This window comes from Halobellus salinus, assembly GCF_014646875.1.
GTDB classification, from domain to species: Archaea; Halobacteriota; Halobacteria; order Halobacteriales; family Haloferacaceae; genus Haloquadratum; species Haloquadratum salinum.
In genome coordinates, this window is record NZ_BMOC01000016.1 from 1 (window position 1) to 21,098 (window position 21,098).

General features: G+C 66.8%; 20 protein-coding genes, 1 tRNA gene and 3 pseudogenes. 12 read left to right on the top strand and 12 right to left on the bottom strand.

All coding sequences use genetic code 11. The features are described 5' to 3' along the window. Together IEX72_RS11795 and hmgB are read left to right on the top strand one after the other, a co-directional pair. Window positions 1-325: pseudogene (locus tag IEX72_RS11795) on the top strand (zinc ribbon domain-containing protein); the annotation flags it as partial. 80 nt (window positions 326-405) lie between these two features. Further along, on the top strand, window positions 406-1,743 hold the full coding sequence (hmgB, locus tag IEX72_RS11800) for a hydroxymethylglutaryl-CoA synthase (protein WP_188787604.1): 1,338 nt from the start codon (window positions 406-408) through the stop codon (window positions 1,741-1,743). Between the two features lie 421 nt (window positions 1,744-2,164). Here hmgB and IEX72_RS11805 read toward each other — a convergent pair whose 3' ends face one another. After that, window positions 2,165-2,872 (bottom strand): helix-turn-helix domain-containing protein, encoded by a 708-nt coding sequence (locus IEX72_RS11805; RefSeq protein WP_188787606.1) that lies wholly within the window; start codon window positions 2,870-2,872, stop codon window positions 2,165-2,167. Between the two features lie 136 nt (window positions 2,873-3,008). Here IEX72_RS11805 and IEX72_RS11810 point away from each other — a divergent pair, with 136 nt between their 5' ends. From IEX72_RS11810 to IEX72_RS11820, 3 genes are all read left to right on the top strand, one after another. Next, window positions 3,009-3,722: a metal-dependent hydrolase gene (locus tag IEX72_RS11810; protein WP_188787607.1), complete on the top strand. Its 714-nt coding sequence runs from the start codon at window positions 3,009-3,011 to the stop codon at window positions 3,720-3,722. Continuing rightward, window positions 3,719-4,267: a GNAT family N-acetyltransferase gene (locus IEX72_RS11815; protein WP_188787609.1), complete on the top strand. Its 549-nt coding sequence runs from the start codon at window positions 3,719-3,721 to the stop codon at window positions 4,265-4,267. The genes IEX72_RS11810 and IEX72_RS11815 overlap by 4 nt, the downstream gene beginning before the upstream one ends. Window positions 4,268-4,379: 112 nt before the next feature. Next, the gene (locus tag IEX72_RS11820) at window positions 4,380-5,879 is read left to right on the top strand and encodes a replication factor C large subunit (RefSeq protein WP_188787611.1); all 1,500 of its coding nucleotides are present in this window, start codon (window positions 4,380-4,382) and stop codon (window positions 5,877-5,879) included. Window positions 5,880-5,927: 48 nt separating this feature from the next. Here IEX72_RS11820 and IEX72_RS11825 read toward each other — a convergent pair whose 3' ends face one another. The 3 genes from IEX72_RS11825 to IEX72_RS11835 are packed head-to-tail and all read right to left on the bottom strand — an operon-like array spanning window position 5,928 to window position 8,437. After that, on the bottom strand, window positions 5,928-6,665 hold the full coding sequence (locus IEX72_RS11825) for an amino acid ABC transporter ATP-binding protein (protein WP_188787613.1): 738 nt from the start codon (window positions 6,663-6,665) through the stop codon (window positions 5,928-5,930). Next, on the bottom strand, window positions 6,662-7,489 hold the full coding sequence (locus tag IEX72_RS11830; protein ID WP_188787615.1) for an amino acid ABC transporter permease: 828 nt from the start codon (window positions 7,487-7,489) through the stop codon (window positions 6,662-6,664). The genes IEX72_RS11825 and IEX72_RS11830 overlap by 4 nt, the downstream gene beginning before the upstream one ends. A gap of 30 nt (window positions 7,490-7,519) precedes the next feature. Then, window positions 7,520-8,437: a basic amino acid ABC transporter substrate-binding protein gene (locus IEX72_RS11835; protein ID WP_188787617.1), complete on the bottom strand. Its 918-nt coding sequence runs from the start codon at window positions 8,435-8,437 to the stop codon at window positions 7,520-7,522. A 190-nt stretch (window positions 8,438-8,627) separates the two neighbouring features. Between IEX72_RS11835 and IEX72_RS11840 the strand changes: the two genes are divergently transcribed. After that, a complete protein-coding gene (locus IEX72_RS11840) occupies window positions 8,628-9,686 on the top strand; it encodes an isocitrate/isopropylmalate dehydrogenase family protein (protein WP_188787619.1) in 1,059 nt (352 codons plus the stop codon). A gap of 87 nt (window positions 9,687-9,773) precedes the next feature. On the opposite strand, the gene IEX72_RS11845 is transcribed toward IEX72_RS11840, so the two are convergent. The 6 genes from IEX72_RS11845 to gpmI form a co-directional block, all read right to left on the bottom strand. Continuing rightward, window positions 9,774-10,787 carry a cation diffusion facilitator family transporter gene (locus IEX72_RS11845; protein ID WP_188787621.1) on the bottom strand — a complete coding sequence of 338 codons (1,014 nt, stop codon included), beginning with the start codon at window positions 10,785-10,787 and terminating at the stop codon, window positions 9,774-9,776. 488 nt (window positions 10,788-11,275) lie between these two features. Then, window positions 11,276-11,956, bottom strand: coding sequence for a hypothetical protein (locus IEX72_RS11850; RefSeq protein WP_188787623.1), 681 nt, complete (start codon window positions 11,954-11,956; stop codon window positions 11,276-11,278). Window positions 11,957-12,177: 221 nt separating this feature from the next. Beyond that, window positions 12,178-12,630, bottom strand: a complete 453-nt coding sequence (locus IEX72_RS11855; protein WP_188787625.1) for an ArsR/SmtB family transcription factor — start codon at window positions 12,628-12,630, stop codon at window positions 12,178-12,180. Between the two features lie 85 nt (window positions 12,631-12,715). Continuing rightward, entirely contained in the window at window positions 12,716-13,525 is an 810-nt protein-coding gene (locus IEX72_RS11860; protein WP_188787627.1) for a DUF7847 domain-containing protein, read from the bottom strand. A 232-nt stretch (window positions 13,526-13,757) separates the two neighbouring features. Continuing rightward, window positions 13,758-13,841: transfer RNA gene (locus tag IEX72_RS11865), tRNA-Leu, on the bottom strand. A gap of 427 nt (window positions 13,842-14,268) precedes the next feature. Then, window positions 14,269-15,798, bottom strand: coding sequence for a 2,3-bisphosphoglycerate-independent phosphoglycerate mutase (gene gpmI, locus IEX72_RS11870; protein WP_188787629.1), 1,530 nt, complete (start codon window positions 15,796-15,798; stop codon window positions 14,269-14,271). 163 nt (window positions 15,799-15,961) lie between these two features. Between gpmI and IEX72_RS11875 the strand changes: the two genes are divergently transcribed. The 4 genes and pseudogenes from IEX72_RS11875 (at window position 15,962) to IEX72_RS11885 (ending at window position 18,323) form a co-directional block, all read left to right on the top strand. Then, window positions 15,962-16,633, top strand: a complete 672-nt coding sequence (locus tag IEX72_RS11875) for a DUF1405 domain-containing protein (protein WP_188787632.1) — start codon at window positions 15,962-15,964, stop codon at window positions 16,631-16,633. Window positions 16,634-16,717: 84 nt separating this feature from the next. Next, window positions 16,718-17,089, top strand: a pseudogene (locus IEX72_RS15245) (ArsR/SmtB family transcription factor); the annotation flags it as partial. 207 nt (window positions 17,090-17,296) lie between these two features. Then, window positions 17,297-17,596 (top strand): annotated as a pseudogene (locus IEX72_RS15665) (MarR family transcriptional regulator); the annotation flags it as partial. 85 nt (window positions 17,597-17,681) lie between these two features. Next, a complete protein-coding gene (locus IEX72_RS11885) occupies window positions 17,682-18,323 on the top strand; it encodes an L-threonylcarbamoyladenylate synthase (RefSeq protein WP_188787635.1) in 642 nt (213 codons plus the stop codon). A 47-nt stretch (window positions 18,324-18,370) separates the two neighbouring features. Here IEX72_RS11885 and IEX72_RS11890 read toward each other — a convergent pair whose 3' ends face one another. Both IEX72_RS11890 and IEX72_RS11895 read right to left on the bottom strand, forming a co-directional pair. After that, window positions 18,371-19,066, bottom strand: coding sequence for a CRISPR-associated protein Cas4 (locus tag IEX72_RS11890; RefSeq protein ID WP_188787637.1), 696 nt, complete (start codon window positions 19,064-19,066; stop codon window positions 18,371-18,373). Window positions 19,067-19,137: 71 nt separating this feature from the next. Further along, window positions 19,138-19,566, bottom strand: a complete 429-nt coding sequence (locus IEX72_RS11895) for a CopG family ribbon-helix-helix protein (protein ID WP_188787639.1) — start codon at window positions 19,564-19,566, stop codon at window positions 19,138-19,140. 144 nt (window positions 19,567-19,710) lie between these two features. Here IEX72_RS11895 and IEX72_RS11900 point away from each other — a divergent pair, with 144 nt between their 5' ends. Together IEX72_RS11900 and IEX72_RS11905 are read left to right on the top strand one after the other, a co-directional pair. After that, window positions 19,711-20,088 carry a cupin domain-containing protein gene (locus IEX72_RS11900; RefSeq protein WP_188787641.1) on the top strand — a complete coding sequence of 126 codons (378 nt, stop codon included), beginning with the start codon at window positions 19,711-19,713 and terminating at the stop codon, window positions 20,086-20,088. Between the two features lie 119 nt (window positions 20,089-20,207). Beyond that, window positions 20,208-21,089, top strand: coding sequence for a metallophosphoesterase (locus IEX72_RS11905; RefSeq protein ID WP_188787643.1), 882 nt, complete (start codon window positions 20,208-20,210; stop codon window positions 21,087-21,089). Window positions 21,090-21,098: the final 9 nt, after the last annotated feature.

The window sequence follows — 21,098 nt, forward strand, 5'->3', positions numbered from 1 at the left end:
AGAGGGACGACCAAGGAGTGCGCGTCTTGCGGCGTTTCGACGGATAAGCCGTTGTGGGTCCGTGAACACTCCTGTCCTGCCTGCGGGTTTGAGGCGGACAGGGACGCGAACGAGGTCGCCAGACTACGTCTGGCGGGCAGCCAGAAATCGAAGATTTCTGGCAACGGCGTGGAACATTCTTTCTCGCGGTCTCGAAGATGTAGGAGTGGGACACTCCGAATCAATGCCTGTGGAGACTGCGCTCCCTGTGGATACGCCTGTATCTGCAAAGCGCGTCGTGGAAGCAGGAAGCCCTACCCTCAAGGGGCGAACGGCGCAGCCGTGAGCGAGTAGGGTAGGGTAGTTCACACGATCGTCGACACCACCATCGACAAACCCATATAACGGGCCGCGGAACCCCGACGTATGACAGCCGTCGGCATCGACGCCATCGAGATCCGAAGCGGCAGGCTGCGGCTCGACCTCGCCGAAACCTTCGCGCCGGCAAAAAACGAGGATCCCGAGAAGTACACGAAGGGGATCGGGATCGAACACTCCTCGCTGCCGGACGTCTACGAGGACATCGTCACGATGGGCGCCAACGCCGCGAAGGCGTTGATCGACCGGAAGGGCCTCACGCCCGACGACATCGGCCGGATCGACGTGGCCACCGAATCCGCGTTCGACAACTCCAAGCCGGTGTCGACGTACATCGCGGGCTGCCTCGAATCGGTCTACGACGGCGACTTCCACCACGCCAACAAGGGCGAGCGGAAGTTCGCGTGTCTCTCGGGCACCCAGAGCATCGACGACGCGTACAACTGGATCCGCGCGGGCCGAAACCGCGGCCGCGCGGCCTTGGTGATCGCTACCGACACCGCGCTCTACGAGCGGGGCGATCCGGGCGAGGCGACCCAGGGCGCGGGCGCGGTCGCGATGTTGATCGACGAGGACCCGGATATCGTCGCGCTCTCGACCGAGCAGGGGTACGGCAGCGCCGACGAGACCGACTTCCTGAAGCCCAACCAGCAGTTCCCCAGCGTCGACGGGAAGCGCTCGATCCAGGTGTACCTCGCCCGGATGCGCGAGGCCTTGGAGGACTACGAGTCGGTCGCGGGCGACACCCACCCCGACAGCTTCGCGTACTTCCCGTTCCACACGCCCTACCCCGGGATGGTCCGCAAGGCGGCGCTCCTGGGCTACCGCCACATCACTCGCGACACCGACATCGAGGAGGCGCTTGCAGGCGACATCGGGCTGCAGCCGCGCGAGTCCGACTTCGACTCGCGGGAGGGTTACGAGGAGGCGATCCGGGCGTACATGGACGATCTGAAGGCGACGAGCCGATACCAAGCGTGGTACGACGAGGCGATCGATCCCACGGTCGACGTCTCCGGGCAGGTCGGCAACTGGTACACCGGCTCCGTGCACCTCGCCCGGCTCTCGGCGTTGCGGGCGGCCGCCGCCGACGGCGTCGACCTCGCTGGCCAACGGTTCCTGGTCGGCTCCTACGGTTCCGGCGCGCAGGCGGAGATCCACGCCGAGACGGTACAGGAGGAGTGGCGCGATTCGATCGACCCGATCGACGTCGACGACCAGCTGGCGACCCGCTACGACCTCTCGTTCGAGGAGTACGAGCTGATCCACGATGTCCACAACCACGAGAAGGAGGTCGAAGTCGAAGCGTTCACCCAGCCCGAGGCGGAGTTCGTGTTCACCGGGTGGGGCCGGATGAACGAGCGGCGGTACGAGTACGTGGGATGAGGGCGTGATTTAATTAGAAACGAGACCGCTGGGACCCTTTCGGTGAAGACTCCGGAAGCCCCCGCGCTCTCGACTCGGGGGCCTCGCTGTCGTTCGAAAGCCGCTCCGCGTCGTTCGCTTTGTCACCGGCGGTAAACCGCCGGTTTCCAGCGAGACCACCGGTCTCGCCCGGCTCACTCCTGCGGTGCTTGCTTCACCGGGAGAGCTTCGCTCTCCCGAGCTCACGGCGGCTTTGCCACTGTGAACGCCCGCCTTCACCAGAACGCAGAGCGTTCTGTTTGGCTGACGAGAGCTGTGCTCTCGCCAACGTCGTCGAGAGCGCGGCCCCTTCCACTCCCACCCACTGCGGTTTCCTGGCTGGCAAGCGTCACCCAAGATCGGAGTCAGTCAGATAATTGTCATACCCCGCCGGCGCCGATAGCTACGGCAGCTTCCGCAGCTCCTCGAGCGTCTCGTCGAGGTTGCGGTTCGAGATCGCGAGCGACAGCCCGTCGATCTTCGCCAGCGCGGGCGCGTGCTCCCAGAGGTCCGATTCGTCGAGGCCGTGGAGCACGACCGCGGTGGGTGTGGGGTTCACCACGCGCATCGCGACCAGGGCGGCCTCCCCGCGGGTGACGCCGGTGAACACAAGCGCCCGCGAGGTCGACTGGCCGTAGAGCCGGTAGAACTCCTCGGAGGACAGCCGGGTGATCGCCTCGATGCTGTCGATGACGGTGTGGCCGCTGATCCGGTCCTTGTCGCCGCGCACCAACTCGGTGGCGTCCATCGCGTCGTAGAGGGTTTCGAGCGGGACCGACCGGGGGTACTCCCGGAGGTCCAGCACGATGTCGCTGTCGAAGCCCGCGGTGATGACGCGGGCGTACTGGCGGATCCGACCGCCGCCGCGGTCCTCGTCGATGTCGAGCAGCGCCTCGACCATTCGGCGGATCACCCCGATCCCCGGGCTCTCCCGGCGGCCGCTCTCGTAGTCGGAGATGACCGACGAGGAGACGTCGAGTTGGTTTGCGAGCGTGGTCTGGGAGACGTCGAAGTCGGTGCGCCACTTCCGGAGGGTCGCCCCGGGATCGTCGCTCAGCGTGATCTCGCCCGCGATCCGACGGGCGAGTTCCGCTCTGGGCACCGTCGTCACGGCCCGCTACCCCCACCCGGTGGGGTCTCTCGACACATACGTTCCGATGGCGTGGGCGGCCGCAAAAGCGTACCGGGGCGGGAACGGAGGCCTGCACGCAGGAACGTTCAAGTCCGGGCACGCGTCAGGTACCTGCGTGCCCTCGACGCTGATTCACGTGTCGCTCGCGCTGTTGCTCGCTGCGGGGCTACTCGGCACCGAGTTCGACGGTCGGAGCGTCCTTGTCGTCGCGGCAGCGACCGCGGTGCCCGACCTCGACGTGGCGCTGGAGCCGGTGCTGTCGGGTGCCCACCGGTCGGTGGGGCACAACTTCGTCCTGCCCGGACTAGTTTTGCTCGCGCTCGCGGCCGACCTCCGGCGCGGCCCCGACTCGCTGCTTCACCGACGGTACGGCGACCGCGGGGTGACGCTCGCGTTCACCGCGGTGGTGTGTCTGGTCGGTGCCGGAATCGTCCCCGACCTCGTTGTCGGCGGCATCAACGCGTTCTACCCGCTCCACGACGCGTTCTACACGGTCGACGGCCGACTGTTCTACTCGACCGACCGCGGGTGGGTACAGACGTTCGTGGACCTCTCGCCCGACGACCCGGAGCCGCAACGAACCACGAGCAACTTCGACTTCCGGACGGTGCTCGACGCCGAACCGACACTCGGCGTCGAGGACTCCGGCGGTGGGAGTGGCGAGGCCGGAGGCGGCGGCGGCTCACAGCGCGTCGAGCGCCTCTTCCCGGTGGCGATGACGGGGTTTCGGGCGTGGCTCCTCCCGCTCGCGGCGTTCGTCACCGGTACGCGGCTGTGGCGGGCGCGGCGGTCGGCGAACGCTGGAGTCGACGGAGGTGACCGCGCGTGACGGACGGCGTCACGATCCGGCCGTACGACGCTGAGCGCGACGAATCGTCGTTGTGGGGGCTGAAACGCGACTTCGAGCTGGAACTCGGGGCGGAGACCGGCGGCGACGACAAGGCTGCCGTCTACGCCGAGAAACTGACGCCGCGATACCGGGACCGGTGGCTGGCGTGGGTCGACCGGTGCGTCGACGACGACCCGGGGTGCGTGGTGGTCTGTGACCCCGAGGTGGGCGTTGAAGCCGGGAGAGGCGAAGTCGACGGCGACGCCGCGGCGACGGGTCTCGTCGGCTACGCGTTCCTGTTGCCGGAGTCGCTGTCGTTCGTGTGGGACGCTGCAGTGCTCAACGAGATCTACGTCGCTCCAACCCGCCGGGGGACAGCGGTCGCCGACGAACTGTTCGGCGCCGTAGTAGAGCAGGCGCAAACCCAGGACCTCCCGCTCGACCGGCTGGTTTTGGATGTCGACGCCGAAAACGACAGGGCGCAGGCGTTCTACCGCCGGCACGGCTTCGAGCCGTGGGGCGAGATGGTCGCACGGGAGTTGTGACCGACGGTTCAGCGCCGCTCGCCGACGGCTGCGGCGCCGGGTGTTCAGCCGTCCGCGGGGAGACCGGTGAGACCCCACAACCACTAAACCGAGGTCACGCCAAGAACAACCGATGACCGATTGGACCGAACGGTACCGGCCGACGACCCTCTCGGAGGTCCGCGGGAACAACAAGGCCCGCGACACGTTGGAGGAGTGGGCACGGACGTGGGACGACCACCGCGAACCCGTCGTCGTCCACGGCGCTCCCGGAGTCGGCAAGACCTCCGCGGCCCACGCGCTGGCGAACGACATGGGGTGGGAGGTCGTCGAGTTGAACGCCTCCGACCAGCGAACCGGCGACGACATCGAGCGGTTCGCCGGGCGGGCCGCGCAGAACGCCACGCTCGCGGGGTCAGTGGGCGGCGGCGACGGAGGCGGCGGGACCGGTGGCGACGGCAGCGGCGGTCGGCAACTGATCGTGCTCGACGAGGCCGACAACATCCACCACCAGTACGACCGCGGCGGGAAGCGCGCGGTCACGGAGCTTCTGAAGGACGCCAACCAGCCGGTCGTGTTGATCGCAAACGAGTATTACGACATGTCGAACAGCCTCCGGAACGCCGCCCGAGAGATCGAGTTCCGCGACGTCTCCGCGCGGTCGACCGTGCCGGTCCTCAGAGACATCCTCCGGAAGGAAGGAATCGAGTTCGACGAGGATGCCTTAGAACGCATCGCCGACGACAACGACGGTGACCTCCGGGCGGCAGTCAAGGATCTCCAGGTGACAGCCGAAGACCGGAGTCGGATCGCTCTCGAGGACGTGTCCACCGGCTCCCGGAACCGCGCGGTCGGGCTGTTCGAGTTCCTCGATACAGTCCTGAAGGAGGAAAGGTCCGCGGAGGCGGCGCTCCGAACCGCCTACGACGTCGACGAGACCCCGGAGGACCTCCTCCAGTGGGTCGAGGACAAGGTGTCGCTGGTCTATGAGGGCCGCGAGCTCGCGCGAGCGTACGAGTTCCTCGCGAACGCGGACATATGGACAAGCCGGGTGTACGCCACCGACTACGACTACACGTGGTGGCGGTACGCCACCGACAACCTCGCCGGCGGGGTCGCGGCCGCCCGCGACGGCACCTACGGCGGGTGGACGCGGTACGGCGGCGCACCCTACCGCTCGACCCGGGATTCGACCCGCGGCGAGGTGGTCCGCGCGATCGCGGAATCGGGGGGGTTCTCCATGACGACCGCCCGGCTCGACGTGCTTCCGTTCCTCTCGGCGGTGACCCACCATTGCAAGCCGCGGGACCTGACTGTCGCGATGGCCGCGTGGTACGATCTCGACGAGGCCGGGGTCGCCTACGTCACCGGCAGCGGGAAGACCACGAACAAGGTCCAGTCGATCGTCGAAGACGCGGCTGCCCTCCGGGCCGAGGCGCTCGAAGACCACGCCGGCGGCGCGTTCGACGGCGGGGAGGGTGGAGACAGTGTCGGCGACGGCAGCGCCGACGGCGGGCCCGACGACCCTACCGACGCGGACGTGCTCGACCGCACGGACTCAGAGGTCGATACCGAGGACACCGCGGATGCGGCGGACGGCGACAGCCAGGCGGGGCTGTCGGAGTTCATGTGAGTCTCGCGACGCGATCGAACGGGATCGGGTCGTCCCGTTTCCGGGGGTTCAGAACAGTTTTGACAGGAACTGCGCGCCCCGGTCCGTGTCCGGGCGCTCAAAGAAGGGTGTCGGCGCCCCGGTCTCTACGATCCGCCCCTCGTCCATGAGGACGACCCGATCAGCCACCTCGCGGGCGAACCCCATCTCGTGGGTGACAACCATCATGGTCATTCCGTCGTCGGCGAGACTCCGCATCACGCCCAGGACTTCCCCGACGAGTTCCGGGTCTAAGGCGCTTGTGACCTCGTCGAACAGCATTACTCGTGGGTCCATCGCGAGCGCGCGGGCGATCGCGACCCGCTGCTGTTGGCCCCCCGAGAGCTGGCTGGGGTACGACGCCGCCTGATCGGAGAGCCCGACCTCCGCGAGCAGGTCGACGCCCCGCTCCCGTGCGGTGTCGTCGTCGACACCGCGTACCTTCCGGGGAGCGAGTGTCACGTTTTCGAGGGCGGTCTTGTGCGGAAAGAGGTTGAACGACTGAAAGACCATCCCGATTCGTTGTCTGAGCCGGTTGATGTCGGCGCCGGGGTCGGAGATCGACCGGTCGTCGAGCCTGATCTCGCCCGCTTGGATCTCCTCGAGCCGGTTCGCACACCGGAGCAGCGTCGACTTCCCGGAGCCCGAGGGGCCGACGACGACACAGACTTCACCGTTGGCGATGTCCAACGAGACGTCTTTGAGCACGTGGGTGTCGCCGAAGTACTTGTCGACGTGTTCGAACTCCAGGAGGGAGCCGTCGGTCATCGGGCGTCACCACCCCAGTCGCCGCGGTTCTCGAGATACTCCACGAGCCGCCCCATCGGAATGGTGATCGAGAGGTACGCGATCGCGACCAACACGATCGGGGTCCAGGGGTCGAACGTCGCGCTGTTGACGTCGCGGAACTGCTGGATGAGTTCGGGGATCGCGATGACGGTCAGAAGCGAGGTGTCTTTCACCAGGATAATCTGGTCGTTGCCGACCGCCGCCAGAGCGTTCCGCCACGCTTGCGGGACGACGACCTCCCGCATCGCCTGAATGTACCCCATTCCAAGCGACCGGGCGGCCTCCATCTGGCCGTCGTGCACCGCGCCGATCCCGCCGCGGACCGCCTCGCCGACGTACGCCGCATGGTTCAGCGTCAACGCGATAATCGCCGTCGGTAACCCCCAGTTCTGGATCGGGAAGAGGCCGGGCCACAGCGTCGGGATCCCGAAATAGATCACGAAGATCTGGAACAGCAGCGGCGTGCCGCGGAAGAACTGGACGTACGCCGCGGAGATCCCGCTCGTGAGCCGCGTCTTCGAGACCCGCGCGAGGCCGACGAAAATCCCCGACGTCACCGACAGGATGCTGCTCGTCACCACGATCCCGAGCACCAGCCCGTACGCACCGATGAACTGCGGGAGGATCGTCGGGATCAGCCCGTAGTTGACCTCGGTCGCCAGGATGTAGAGGATCAAGAGGGCCACACCGAGCGCAAACAGGCTCGACAGTCCGACCCCGATGTATTTCAGGGTCTGATCGTCGGCGAACCCGTCGGCGGTGGCGTTCGCGTTCGGCTGGACGCTCGAGTGGGAATCTGCCATAGTGTGGGGTAGAGAGCGGATCCGGCGTCGTCAGCCCGCGAAGTACTCCGAGTAGACCTCGTCGTAGGTCCCGTTCTCCCGGATCGTCGCCAGCGCCTCGTTGACACGTTCGAGGAACTCGTCGTCGTCCTCGCGGAACGCGATCCCGTAGCTTTCGATGGTGAGCGTCAGGTACGGCGGGGCGTCTTGGTCACTGTCGGCGGCGACGCCGTCGCCTTTGAGGAAGACCACGCCGTCCTGTTCGTTCGCGAACTCCGCGTTCACGGTGTTGTCGTTGATGACGGCGTTTACCTGGCCGTTGAGAAGCGCCTGGAACGCGCCGTTGATCTGGTCGTACTCGTTTATTGAGAGGTCGCCGCCGAACTCCTCTTGAAGCCCCGTGGCCGCGCCCGCGCCGGTGGTCCCCTTCTGGACGCCGACGGTCTCTCCCTCGAGGTCCGCGCGGGCGGAGATCGAACTGTCCTCCCGGACGATGACGGTCTGGTACGCGGTGAAGTACGGATCCGAGAAGTCGACTTCCTCGTCGCGCTCGTCGTTGATCGTCATCGCGGACATGATGATCCGGAAGTTGCCGTTGTTGAGCGACGGGATAATCGAGTCGAAGCTGGTTGGCTGGAACTCGTAGTCGATGCCGAGTTGATCCTCGAAGACCGCCGCTGCGATGTCGACGTCGAACCCGGTCAGATCGCCCGACGTCGTCTCGTACTCGAAGGGCCGGTAGGGGATGTCGGAGCCGATGACGACCGTCTCCGGGACCGTTGGCTCCGCGGTCGCTTCGGCCGTCTCGGTCGTCGCTGTCGGGTCGGCCGTGACTTCAGTCTCCGTTTCCGTCTCGGTGTCTGCGGTTGTCGTCGTGGCCTCCCCACCGGAGTCGCCGCCGGAACAGCCTGCGAGCAACCCACCGACCAGAACCCCGCCACCACTTTTCAGATACGTCCGTCTGTCCATTTCACAGTCCGATAACGCGTAGGAGTATAACAAAGTGTCGTTCGGACGGACACCCGTCCACTCTGTGGGGTGGCCGGTGGGACCGGTCTCGGGTCCGTCCGGGGTCGTCCCGGGCGGCGTTGTGGGTCCCGGCCCAGTGCCGCTGCGACCGGTATCAAAGTACAAACCCGACCCCGACGAACCGCCCGGTATGGACTCGTATGAGGTCGCGGTGATTCCGGGCGACGGGATCGGGGTGGAAGTCGTCGACGCGGGGCTCTCAGTTGTCGAGCGCGCCGCCGCCGACGCGGGGTTCGAGGTCGAAACGACGCGGTTCGACTGGGGGACAGAACACTACCTCGACCGCGGGGAGATGATGCCCGACGATGGGCTTGACCGGTTGCGCGGGTTCGACAACATCTTCCTCGGCGCCGTCGGCCACCCCGAGGTCCCCGACCACGTCACCCTCCACGGCCTGTTGCTCCCGATCCGGAAGGGGTTCGACCAGTACGTCTGCAAGCGCCCGAACGTCCTCTTCGAGGGGATCGACAGCCCGCTCCGGGGGTACGGCCCCGGCGACATCGACTTCGTCGTCTACCGGGAGAACACCGAGGGCGAGTACGCCAGCGTTGGCGGGCGGGAGCACCGCGGGTTCGACCACGAGACCGCGGTCCAGTCGGCGCTTTTCACCCGGCGTGGCACCGAGCGGATCGTCCGCGCGGCGTTCCGGGCCGCCGCGGAGCGGGAAGGCCACCTCACCTCGATCACGAAGTCGAACGCCCAGGCGCACAGCATGGTGTTCTGGGACGACATCGTCGCGGAGGTGAGCACGGAGTTCCCGTCGGTCGACGTCGAGCGGTTGCTTGTCGACGCCGCGGCGATGGATCTGATCCGCCGCCCACACGAGTTCGATGTGGTGGTCGCCTCGAACCTCTTCGGCGACATCCTCACCGATATCGGGGCACAGATCACCGGGAGTATGGGACTGGCACCCTCGGGGAACGTCCACCCCGGCGACGCGAACCCCTCGATGTTCGAGCCGGTCCACGGCAGCGCGCCCGATATCGTCGGCGACGGCGTCGCGAACCCGCTTGCGACGGTGCTGTCGTGGTCGATGCTGCTCGATGACCTCGGCGAGACCGCCGCCGGCGACGCGCTGTGGAGCGCGGTCGTCGACCAACTCGCCGAGGAGTCGGCCCCGCGGACCCCAGACATCGGCGGGACCGCCGGCACCGAGGACGTCGTTGCTGACCTCCGGTCCCGGCTGTAGGTCGTCGCCGACCGATAGGGGCCGGCACTCAGTCCCGCCGCTCGGGGTCCTCCGCGGTGGCCGTCGCCGACCGATAGGGGCCGGCACTCAGTCCCGCCGCTCGGGGTCCTCCGCGGTGGCCGCCTCCGACCGGACGTCTTCGCCGGCACCCCGCTTTGGCGGAGCGTGTCCCTCCCCAGCGACCGCGGTCCCCACCAACCGGTCGGCGTTGTCGTCGGGCTTCCACTCGCCGAGTTCTTTCGGGTCCACATGGACGAACACGTCGTCGACCTCCGGGACCGCGCGGACCGACTCGACCACCTCGGATTCGATGCTGTGGGCCTCGAACAACGACATGTGCCCCTCAACCTCGATGTGGAGGCTCACGTCCACTTCGGGGCCGACGTAGTGGGCCACCACGTCGTGTGCGCCGCGGACCCGCGGGTGTTCTAACGCGCGCTCGAGAATCTCCCGGCGGAGGTCCTCCGGCGGCGCGGCGCCGACCAGGTAGCTGACGTTGTCGCGGACGATCTCGAACCCGGTGTAGAAGATCCCCACCGACACGACCCCGGCGGCGATGGGATCAAGCACCGGCACGCCGAACGATGCCCCCAACACCCCCACGAGCGCCGCCGTCGCGGTCAGGATGTCGTTGCGGTTGTCGAGCGCCGCAGCGACGACCGCCGGAGAGTGCCGCTTCCGTCCGACCGCCAGACAGTACCGGTAGAGTCCGAACTTCACCCCCGCGGAAGCGACTAACACGGCGACACCCGCGGCACCTGCCTCGACGCCGTAGGTTCCGTTCGCCACCGACGTCACCGCGTTCCAAAGCACCACCCCGCCCGCCACGAAGATCCCGAGCGCGACGAACAGCGACACGAACGGCTCGATCCGCTCGTGGCCGTGGGGGTGCTCGAAGTCCGGGGGTCGGGTGGTGAGATACAGTCCCGCGAGCACGATCAGGCTGTAGGCGGTGTCGGCGAGGCTGTTGACCGCCTCCGACCCGACCGCGAGGCTGCCGGTGACCCACCAGACGCCCCCTTTGGCGGCCACGAGACCGAGGTTGGCGGCGAGCACGACCACACCCACGCGGCGGACGGCGCGTCGCCGGTCGTCGCTCATTGGTCGCACCTACCCGTTCGACGGCTAAGGTGCTTCGGTCTGCCCGAGAGGTGCTGGTTAGTTGGGGACGGAACCGCCGAGAACGGTGGCAGAAAACCTCGGAACCGCCCGCGGTCTCGGTTTCGGCGGCGCTTCCCGCCGACTGCCAGCGTGACTGGAGCCCCCTCCCAGGCTGCGACTCGGCGTCATTCGAGAGACGGGTTGCGTCGTTCGTGGCCACGAGAGAGCTTCGCCCGTTCGAACGACTCGAGGCGGCGCTGCCACTGGGAGCACGGAGCGCTCCCGAGCTCACGGCGCCGCCATCGTGAACGCATCACTGCTCGCGTCGCGGTCGTCACCAGAACGCGCCGGGTTCTGGGTGGCTCTCCGGCCGGTGCGGAGCGAAGCGATCGGCGTCGCTGCGATTCAAACGAACTGAGCTTCGGGTGCAGGCCCCTGTTCACAGCACGGCGTTGTTCACAACACGATTGTTCACAGCACGGCGTTGTTCACAACACGATATTTTTAACGTACGTGTGTGCGTACGCACTTGCCCACGCGACCGAGAGCAACTCTCCAACGCTCGCTGAGGCCACACTCAGGACGGGAGATACCAGAGCCGATCCCGTGCCGAACTCGAGGAAGGCCGTTGGCAGATGGGTGCTGATTGCACTCCCGATTACGATCACGATGATGAGCGCGAACCGTCCGCGGTAGTTCGTCGTGAGGCGCCAACTGACCTCCAGTGCTTCGATCGGACCATACTGACCGATGACACAGGCTTCCGGTGCGAACCAGAACTTGAACAGGAGAAACAAAGACGGTACGGCGACGACAAGCACACCGACTGCCGCAGTAAGCGGGAACCCAACCACCCCCACTGGACTACCCAGAGTCAATCCGAGCAAAAGCAAGAGTGGCAGAGAGACAAGAGACGGGATCACCAGCACGGAGAACGCGACGAGCAGGACGACGCCGATTAACGCCGGCGTTCGGGCGAGGCTTCGGTACAGCCCCTCGCGCACCGTGACCGGCTCACCGGTCAGTTCTCCGGCCACAACTGTTCCCGCGTACGCGCGAATCGATACAACAAGTGCGAACGCGGCCACGCCTTCGACGACACCCACCGCGGGCGTCGGGAAGGCGGCGGTGAGACCCGTTTCGAGAAGCCGGTTACCGAGGATGATCACGCCAGCGAAGGCGACAATCGATGGGTGGGACCGACACGGGCGGACGGACCAGACAAGCGCGTCAAGAACGGTCCGGTTAGTGGTGGTCGTGTCGATGTTCCGGCATTCGAGACACCCACACCCGTCGGTGTCGTCTCGGGCTCTGATCGTCGGACCCACGTCACACGTGAGTGGGCCGTCAACGGTCGAACTACTTCGGGTCGCTGAACCGGTGCGTTTGCTCATTCGCCGGTGACGATCCGCGAGATGGATTCGCCGGCGGCAAGCAGAATCGAAGGGGGGCCGAGCAGAGACGCGAAGGATTTGAACGCGCGTTTGAGGCTCGTCCGGTCGTCCTCGGTGCCGAGAAACAGCAGCGTCGGGTCCTGAGAGACGACAAACACGTTCATTTCACGCCCCTTCTCCGAGTAGCAGGTGTCGGTGACTTCGATGACGCCAGCCGATTCGAGGTTCGTCAGGTGGTAGTGGACGTTCTGGATACTCTGGTCGAGTTCCGCGGCGATCCGTGCCGGGGTCGCCGGCGTCTGGTTGAGCAGCCGAAAGATCTCGTAGGCGGTCTCGGAGGACAGTGCTTCGAGCACATCCCGTGTTTCGTCGTCGTCGAGGCTCAGGACGTCAGGGTTACAGCTCCGTTCGACAGCGGCATCCGTTCGTGTGGGCAGGAGTCGTGACATGTGCGGTGGGTTCGTTGGGTGGGTGTCGGAGGCGCTTCGGGTCAGTGGGCGTTCGAAACCATCGATTGTAGTTGTTGGTGTGTGGCTATGCTGCGTCCGTGGGGAGCGGTGAGTCGTTGATCAATCGCAGGTAGTACGCTGTGTACACCGTATAGAGGTACGCGAAACCGACCGCCGACACGACGGTTCCGATCGGGAGCAAGAGCGCGACCGGAATCCCGAGGTCGACCGGGAGTACATCACCAGGCCCGGCGTCGGTCACCGTCAACTGGACCAGGTATTCGGGGATGCGGAACGCGTTCACTAGGAGGACCCACACGAGCGAGAATCCGACGACGCTTCCGACGTTCGAGCGGACGAGCCCGATGCTTCGCCGGAAACAGTCAGTATGCGTTTGCTTTTCGAGCACGACCGCGGCGTCATAAAACTGCACGAACATAACGACGACGAGAATCGCCACCAACCAGACGAGCGCCGCGGCAACGCCTGCGGCGAAGGCGGCCATCTCGTGTATTGCACTGATCGCCCACAGTCCGACACCGAGGACAAGCCCGACAAGTCCGAGTCCGATCACGGTTCCGAGAACGATCAGCACGAACACCACGGTCGCGAGGAGGAGTCGAACGTAATGTGCCCGCGCTTCGGTGGCAAAGTGGGAGAGAGACGTGTCCGTGCCTTCGATCGCAGCGCGGGCCGTTCCCATGAATCCGCCGAGAACGAACGGGAAGACGATCAGCCACGCGACCGAGGCGCCGGCTGACAACACCGGAGAGTCGATGAACTGATCGACGTACTGCAGTTGGCTTCCAGCCCCAACCAGGAGGCCGGCGACGAGCAGGATCGGGTTCGCTCTGAGGGCAGCGGATCCGTCTTTGAATGCGGAGACCAGCACCATCGTATCCACAACGTACCGCTGTTGCGTATTAGGTCGAATGAAGTATCAAAACCATATTTGACCGTTTTCACGGCCTGTACCTACAGCCTTCGCGGCGCAGGTAGGGTACCGATCGCGACCGACCGCGGGGAGCAAAAGACCGATTGGGCGTCCACCCCGCGGCTGTTTCGTCGCTGCAACGCCGAGACAAGCGATTATCGGCTGTTTCAGTATCTCAGGCCCATCGGGAAAGTGCCACGGACAGGATTTGAACCTGTGGACCCCTACGGGAGAGCATCTTGAGTGCTCCGCCTTTTCCGAACTTGGCTACCGTGGCGCAGCCAAGCGTTGCCACCGACGAGTCTTGAATCGTGTGGTATTGACCTGTGCTGGTGGAGCTCCCATAGCGGTGCACGCTCGCGTGTCGGACACGGCGTACGAGCGAGAACGACACTGTTCCGCCGGCGCACGAGGGTACTCGCCGTCGGCGGCGGAGCCGTGCGTTCGACCTGCGCTGGATCCGGCACGAACGGGGTCTTGGCCGCCGGGACAACGGTCGCCAAGGGGGCGTTGTCGGGAGCGATCCTCGGGTCCGTGAGCGTCCCCGCTGCCTCCGCGAGGGTCGACTCCGACAGACACGCGGCTGTTAGGTGGGATGGGTGGAAACTGACGAGTACGTCCCGACTCCGCCTCGGAGGCCGTCGCCCTCCGGCCCGCGGTCTGCGCCGCGCTGAGACGACGGGTACGGCCGGACGGATCGGTGGCTACTCGCCGATGCCGCGCTCCACCAGGGACTCGCCGGTCATCGCCGCCGGCGCCTCGACCCCCAGCAGCGCCAGCATCGTCGGCGCGATGTCGCAGAGCGATCCGTTCTCGCGGACCTGTTTCCCGCCGGCGTCGCCGTCGGGCGTTAGGTAGACGAACGGCACCGGGTTCGTGGTGTGGGCGGTGTGTGGCTGCTTGGCCGTCCCCATATCGTCGGCGTTGCCGTGATCCGCCGTGAGGAGGACGTGGCCGCCCGCTCCCCGGACCGTCGGCACCAGCCGGCTCAGCTCCCGGTCGACGGTCTCGACTGCGGTCACGGCCGCCTCGAAGTCGCCGGTGTGGCCGACCATATCCGGGTTCGCGTAGTTGAGCACCATCGCGTCGGGGTCGTTCGATTCGATGAGATCGACCGCGGCGTCGGTCACACCGGGCGCGCTCATCTCCGGCTGGTGGTCGTACGTCGGCACGTCCGGGCTCTCAACGATCCGGCGGATCTCCCCCTCGAACGCGACCTCGCGGCCGCCGTTGAGAAAGTATGTGACGTGCGGGTACTTCTCGGATTCGGCGATCCGGAGCTGGGTCATGTCGGCCGTGGCCAGGGCGTCACCGAGTGTCTGTGTGGGCTCCGCCGGCGGGAACGCAACCGGGAGGTCGAACGTTTCGTCGTACTCGGTCATCGTCACGACCATCGCCTCCGGGGGATCAGTATCGAACGGCCACTCGGGGTTGATGTCGGCGAGGAGTCGAACCAACTGGCGGGCGCGGTCCGGCCTGAAATTGAACACGACCACCACATCGCCGTCGTCGAGCCCCGGCCGATCCCGGATCAGCGTCGGCTCGACGAACTCGTCGGTGTCGCCGCGGTCGTAGGAGTCCCGGACCGCCTCGACCGCCGTATCGGCCTTGTGGGCTGCGTCGCGGTCGACGATCGCGTCGTACGCGCGCTCGGTCCGCGCCCAGTTCTCGTCCCGATCCATGGCGTAGTAGCGGCCGGAGACGGTCGCGACCCCGCCGGTCCCGCAGTCGTCGACGACGTCCCGAAGCCGAGTGAGGTACGCCTCCCCGCCGTGGGGGTCGGTGTCGCGGCCGTCAGTGAACACGTGGGTGACGGCGTCGATATCGCGATCGGCGGCGGCCTGGATCAGCGCGTGGAGGTGGCCCTGTTCGGAGTGGACGCCGCCGTCGCTGAGCAGCCCCATACAGTGGAGCCGTCCGCCGGTGTCGGCGGCGCGGTCGAGGCTCCCCCGGATCGTGGGGTTCGACCGGAACTCACCCGCCGCGATGGCGTCTTCGATCCGGGTGTACGCCTGCGTGACCACGCGCCCGGCCCCGATGGTGAGGTGACCGACCTCGCTGTTGCCCATCTGGCCCTCCGGGAGGCCGACGCGCCGGCCGGACACCTCAAGGCTCCCGGACGCCCCGGCGTCGGCGAACCGCTCGAAGGTCGGCGTCGACGCCGCTTTCACCGCGTCCCGCCGGTTGTGGTCGCCGATACCCCACCCGTCAAGCACGACGAGCCCTACGTTCATACGCGCCCAACGGCGAGCAGCGAGGAATAGGCTTCGTTTCCGGAGGTGATCGGTTGCGCTCACGGGCCTCCCGGCCCTCCCAGGCCGTTCCCCGTGGTCCCGTCGCTAACGACACAGTACCGACGCGACACCTTCTTTCGGCTCCCCGGCGTCGGTGGAAGCGATGGGCGAGTCACCCGATGGATCCACTCTCCGGGCCCGGCTGCAACGCCCGTTCCCGGAGCAGTGGGTGCAGTACTACCTCGGCAACCCCGCGAGTCTGGGGTGGGTGCTCGTCGCCGACGCCGCGGCGTTCCTCGTCGGCGTCAGTTTCTACGTCCACTCCGACCCCTCACTCGGGGACCTCAGCGCCCTCGCGTACCCGCTGTTCGGCGATTCACCGACCGCACTCGCGCTCGCGGCGCTCTCGGTCGCGACGCTGCTTCCGCACCTTGGGCGCCCGGTCGGTGCGACACCGTCGAACCGGCTGCTCACCGTCGTCCACACACTGGCGTTCGTGTGGCTCGCGAAGTACGGTGTCTGGACCGCGGTCGCGCTCAACCTCCGGCCAGACCTCTACGTCGGATTCACCCCCGCGTTGCTCTGGGAGTACTGGGGGATCCTCGTGACACACCTCTTTTTTTTGCTCCAGGCGGCGACGATTCCCTACTACGGCCGCACGTCCCGTGAGGCACTGGTGGCGGCGCTTCTCCTGCTCTTGCTCAACGACGCTTTCGACTACGGGCTCGGGCTCTACCCGCCGCTGCGCTACGAGGCGGGGCCGCTGCTCGCCGGGATCACCGTGACGCTCTCGTTTCTGGTCGTTGGGTACGCGAGTTGGGTGTTCGACAGATAGACGGCTTGTCTGCGCCGAATGCGACGTTTTTCACTTGGCGTGAAATAAGACAGCTTTTTATAGTTGAAGGGTTTACCTCCGGTTATGGACTCTGCGGTACTGCTTGACCTTCTCGGGAACGAGAACCGGCGGCGCATTCTCCGGCTGCTCTCTAATAAACCCTGTTACGTCACCGAGATCAGCGAGTACCTCGGGGTCAGCCCCAAGGCAGTCATCGATCACCTCCGGCAACTCGAGGACGCGGGGCTGATCGAGAGCCGGACGGATGAAAAGCGCCGGAAATACTTCCACATCGCGCGGAACCTTCGGCTGGAGGTCAGCGTCTCGCCGTATCGGTTCGGCGCAAAGAGCGCGTACCCCGCCAGTCGGAGCCTCGATATGCGCGGGCGGTGTCAGCACATCTCGCTGGAACTGCCCGGCGGCACCACCGGTGCGGGTGCCGACGCTCGCGCCGAATTCGATGATAGTACACCCGTGCCCGGCGACAACGACCGCGCCGCGACCGACAGCGACCGCGCCGCGACCGACAACGACCGCGCCGCGACCGACAACGACCGCGCCGCGACCGACGGCGAACCCGGGCGGTCTACACGGCCGGACGGGCCGACAGATGGGGTCGGTCCCGAACGCGACGACACGGATGACATGGGCCGCGTCGGCGTCGCCGAACTCGCCCGCCGGTACGCCTACCTGGAGGACGTCGAAAGCGAACTCTCCTTGGCGCAGCGGTGGGTTCACGGGCGCGTGACCGACGTTCTCGACAGCCTGAGCAACCGGCTCGGATCGGAGGCCGACAGCCGGTTCCACGCCGAGGTGCTCGCCGCGATCGCCCGCGGCAACCGTCGCGCGGGTGCGATCGCGGGCGACCTCCACGCCGACTCCGAGCGGGTCGAGACTGCGCTCGACCGGCTCGCCGAGCGCGGCCTGATCGACCGCGACGGTCGCCGCTGGACGATCCGGTGAGCCCCTGGGTTCCGGGGCTCGGGACCCGACACGCTGGGTCCGGTTCCGCCACGCTCTTGACCGCCGGTCGCCTATGATCCGGTGAATGGCGGGGGAAACGCAGCCGTCCGACCACGAACTCGACGCCGCGGCGGCGGCCGTCCACGACGGTGACGCCGTCGTCTATCCAACGGAGACGGTCTACGGGCTGGGCGCCGACGCCGCCGACGCCGACGCCGTCGATCGAGTGTTCGAGCTGAAGGGTCGCGACCGGTCGAAGCCGCTCTCGCTCGGTGTCCCGAGCGCTGACGCCGCGCTCAGGTACACGAGACCGAGCAACCGCGCGCGCCGGTTTCTGCGAGGATTTCTCCCCGGCCCAGTCACTGTCGTCGTCGAGTGTGACCCCTCGCTGCCGGACGCGCTCACTGCCGGACGGCCTCGGGTCGGCGTCCGCGTCCCCGACGACGAGGTGGCGCTGTCGCTGTTCGAGCGAGCCGCGCCCGTCCCGGTGACCGCAACGAGCGCGAACCGCAGCGGGTCCCCAAGTGTCACCCACCCCGACGATCTCGACCCGGGGCTCCGCGAATCCGTCGCCGCGGTTGTCGACGCCGGATCCAGGACCGGCACCGAAAGCACGGTCGTCGACCCCGAGCAGAACATGATCCACCGTCGCGGCGCGATGGCGGACGCCATCACAGCGTGGCTCGCCGACGAGGCCGGAACGGAGCCGGTCGTCGAGGACGGGTAGTCCGCGGCGTCGCCGGTTCCGCCCGCGACACCCGCGTGTCCTGGGGTTCACCCCAACCCGAGTATCGTCTTCAGCGAGCGGGTTCGCGTCCCACAGGTCTCCCGGTACTCACAGGCGTCGCACTTCGACTCGTCGTCAATCCGGCTTGGCACCCCGTCCATCGACCGGACGGTCCACAACGCGCGACGGTAGACGCCCCTGTTGCGCGTGGTCAGTCGGACCGTCCGGACGACGCCGTGCCGTGGATACTCCACGATCGCCTCGGGGACCTCCCGATTGCGTTCCCACGCGAGTGCGAGCGCCAGTGCGACCGCCCGGACGCGCTGTGGTTCCCATACCCCGCGCGGCGGGGGTTCGCCCGTCGAGATGACCGCAGGAACCGGCGGCGACTCCTCGGTGTCCTCGTCAGCCTCGAGGAGTTTGTGTGCTACGCCGTGGCAGTCCCGGCCGCGGAGCAACGCGTCTCGGGATCCCGGGTCCACGAGCCGGTGGTACACGTCGCGGTCGGCCAGCGTAGCGAGGTTCGACCGGTACGCTTCCGGGGAGACCTCGATCGGTCGGTCCCGGAGCCGCTTGTTGGGAGCCTCGCGGAGCGACTCGTACTCGAACGCCAGGTCCCGTGCGGTCGCGACCGACTCCGGCGGGCCACGGTCGTCGTCGCGTCGGGCGTAATAGAGCTGTCGCGGGCAGTACGCGGCGCGAGCGAGGTCGGAAACCGGGACGGTGTTGGCTCGGGCAGTCACAGGCTGGATGGTCCCGGCCCGGTATTTGAACGTTCGGCGTGGTCGTGGGGAGACCGGGACGGCGATTCGTCTCAGTCCATTCCGGCCAACGGGCCGAAATCATCCACCGGCAGCACGGAGTAGTCGATCGTGAGCGTGTCTTTCGTTGCCCGGATCTTCCCGACGAACGTCGAGATCTCCTCGAGTGACCCCTCCAGAACGAACAGCTCCATGCAGTGGCGGCCGCCGACGTGGCTGTGGAAGTTCGAGGCGACGATCCCCTCGTGTTCGTGGCGGAGGTGCATCATTTTCTCCTCGACGCTCGTTGTCTCGTAGTCGAAGAGTACGGTGACGACACCCATCAGCTCACGATCCTCGAGTTTCTTGTCCTCGAACTCGCCGAGCAGGTTCCGACTCGCCTCCCGGAGTACCTCGCTCCGACCGGTGTAGCCGTGATCGTCCGCAAACTGGTCGATCCGGTCGACGAGTTCCTCCGGCATAGAGACGCTGACAACACTCATATCATAACCCAATGCGACGCAAATATTAAACATTAGTATTCGACCCCGGCCCGGGGTGGCCGACCGGGTCGCGGTGCGGTCCCACCGGAACCGGTCTCGCCCCGTCGGAGGTACATCCAAGTTGTCGGCCACGAACAGGTAGGTATGGCCGAATCCGACCAGACGCCACAGGTCCGCCGCGCGGCCGACGTCGAGTACGAATCCGTCGACCTCGCCGAGGGGCTTCGGAAGGGGGTCCTCCTGGGCGACGGCCAGGGAACGCCCAACTTCGATATGCGCCGGTTCGTGCTGGAACCGGGCGCGCGCGTCCCGCGGCACACCAACGAGGTCGAGCACGAGCAGTTCGTCGTCGAGGGCGACTACGCCGTCGGGATCGACGAGGAGACACACACCGTTTCGGCGGGCGATTCGCTTCTGATCCCCGCCGGCGTCGACCACTGGTACCGGAACGACACCGACACCCGGGGCTCGTTCCTGTGTATCGTACCGAAGGGCGACGACCGGATCGAGATCCACGAGTAGCCGTCCGGAGCCGCCGAACCGCTCGCTCGCCAGCGAACAGGCGTCGCCCGGCCGTCGGACCCGATCGGCGGCGGTCGCCAGAACGTTTAATACCCCATCGACCGGTTGTCGGGTCCAGAATGGTGTTCGACCCAGGCGCCGCCCCGGACAGTATCGAGTGGTTCCGGAAACGGGGGGAGGCGCCGGCGATTGTGAGTCTCAGCGACGTGCACGGCTACCTCGACGCGGCCCGGAACGCCCTGACTGCCGTCGGCGAGACCGACGAGTACCCACCCCTCGTCACGGTGGACGGCGACGGGTGCCTCCACTGGGCGGGCAACGACTACGTCTTGCTCCTCAACGGCGACCTGCTCGACCGCGGCGACAAGAATCCCGAGTGTCTGGCGCTTGTCGAACGACTCGCAGGGGAGGCGCCGGCGGGTCGCGTCCGCTACCACCTGGGGAACCACGAGATGGCCGTGCTGTTCCCCGAGCGATTCCGGTGGCCCGGAGTGTACAGTATCGAGATGGACGATGACCGCCGGCGGTCGTTCGTCGAAACGGTCGCGGAGTCGCGAATCGGGGTCGCCTTCGACGGGTATGCACACACCTACTCACACGCGGGCGCGAACGAACCGTTCAATGTTGCCGCTGCCAACAAACAGGCGCGCAGCGCCGCCCGACGGCTGGCGACGATGTTCCGAGAGGGTCGGTACCGGGAGCACCAACTCGACATCCTCCCGGAGTACGACCTGGTGTTCGGCGTCGGTGGGCAGTTCGGCCGGGGGCCGTCGGCCGGGCTCTTGTGGATGGATTTCAAGCACATGCGGCCGGCAGCGCCCCCGCAGATCGTCGGCCACTCCCGACACCAGGCGCCGACACGAAACGGAAACGTGATCTGCGAGAACGTGATCCGGGACAATCTGGGCGTCCCCGGCGGTGAGGCCGTCGTCATCGAACGGCCGGGCGGGATCGCAGCCGTCACGCACTCGCCGTCCGGGGCGACGGTGACCGAACTGTAGCTGACCGGC

Coding starts and splice junctions, on each gene's coding strand:
- hmgB (WP_188787604.1), top strand. CDS start 406: ATGACAGCCGTCGGCATCGACGCCATCGAGATCCGAAGCGGCAGGCTG.
- IEX72_RS11820 (WP_188787611.1), top strand. CDS start 4,380: ATGACCGATTGGACCGAACGGTACCGGCCGACGACCCTCTCGGAGGTC.
- IEX72_RS11825 (WP_188787613.1), bottom strand. CDS start 6,665: ATGACCGACGGCTCCCTCCTGGAGTTCGAACACGTCGACAAGTACTTC.
- IEX72_RS11830 (WP_188787615.1), bottom strand. CDS start 7,489: ATGGCAGATTCCCACTCGAGCGTCCAGCCGAACGCGAACGCCACCGCC.
- IEX72_RS11835 (WP_188787617.1), bottom strand. CDS start 8,437: ATGGACAGACGGACGTATCTGAAAAGTGGTGGCGGGGTTCTGGTCGGT.
- IEX72_RS11840 (WP_188787619.1), top strand. CDS start 8,628: ATGGACTCGTATGAGGTCGCGGTGATTCCGGGCGACGGGATCGGGGTG.
- IEX72_RS11845 (WP_188787621.1), bottom strand. CDS start 10,787: ATGAGCGACGACCGGCGACGCGCCGTCCGCCGCGTGGGTGTGGTCGTG.
- IEX72_RS11855 (WP_188787625.1), bottom strand. CDS start 12,630: ATGTCACGACTCCTGCCCACACGAACGGATGCCGCTGTCGAACGGAGC.
- IEX72_RS11860 (WP_188787627.1), bottom strand. CDS start 13,525: ATGGTGCTGGTCTCCGCATTCAAAGACGGATCCGCTGCCCTCAGAGCG.
- gpmI (WP_188787629.1), bottom strand. CDS start 15,798: ATGAACGTAGGGCTCGTCGTGCTTGACGGGTGGGGTATCGGCGACCAC.
- IEX72_RS11875 (WP_188787632.1), top strand. CDS start 15,962: ATGGGCGAGTCACCCGATGGATCCACTCTCCGGGCCCGGCTGCAACGC.
- IEX72_RS11885 (WP_188787635.1), top strand. CDS start 17,682: ATGGCGGGGGAAACGCAGCCGTCCGACCACGAACTCGACGCCGCGGCG.
- IEX72_RS11895 (WP_188787639.1), bottom strand. CDS start 19,566: ATGAGTGTTGTCAGCGTCTCTATGCCGGAGGAACTCGTCGACCGGATC.
- IEX72_RS11900 (WP_188787641.1), top strand. CDS start 19,711: ATGGCCGAATCCGACCAGACGCCACAGGTCCGCCGCGCGGCCGACGTC.
- IEX72_RS11905 (WP_188787643.1), top strand. CDS start 20,208: ATGGTGTTCGACCCAGGCGCCGCCCCGGACAGTATCGAGTGGTTCCGG.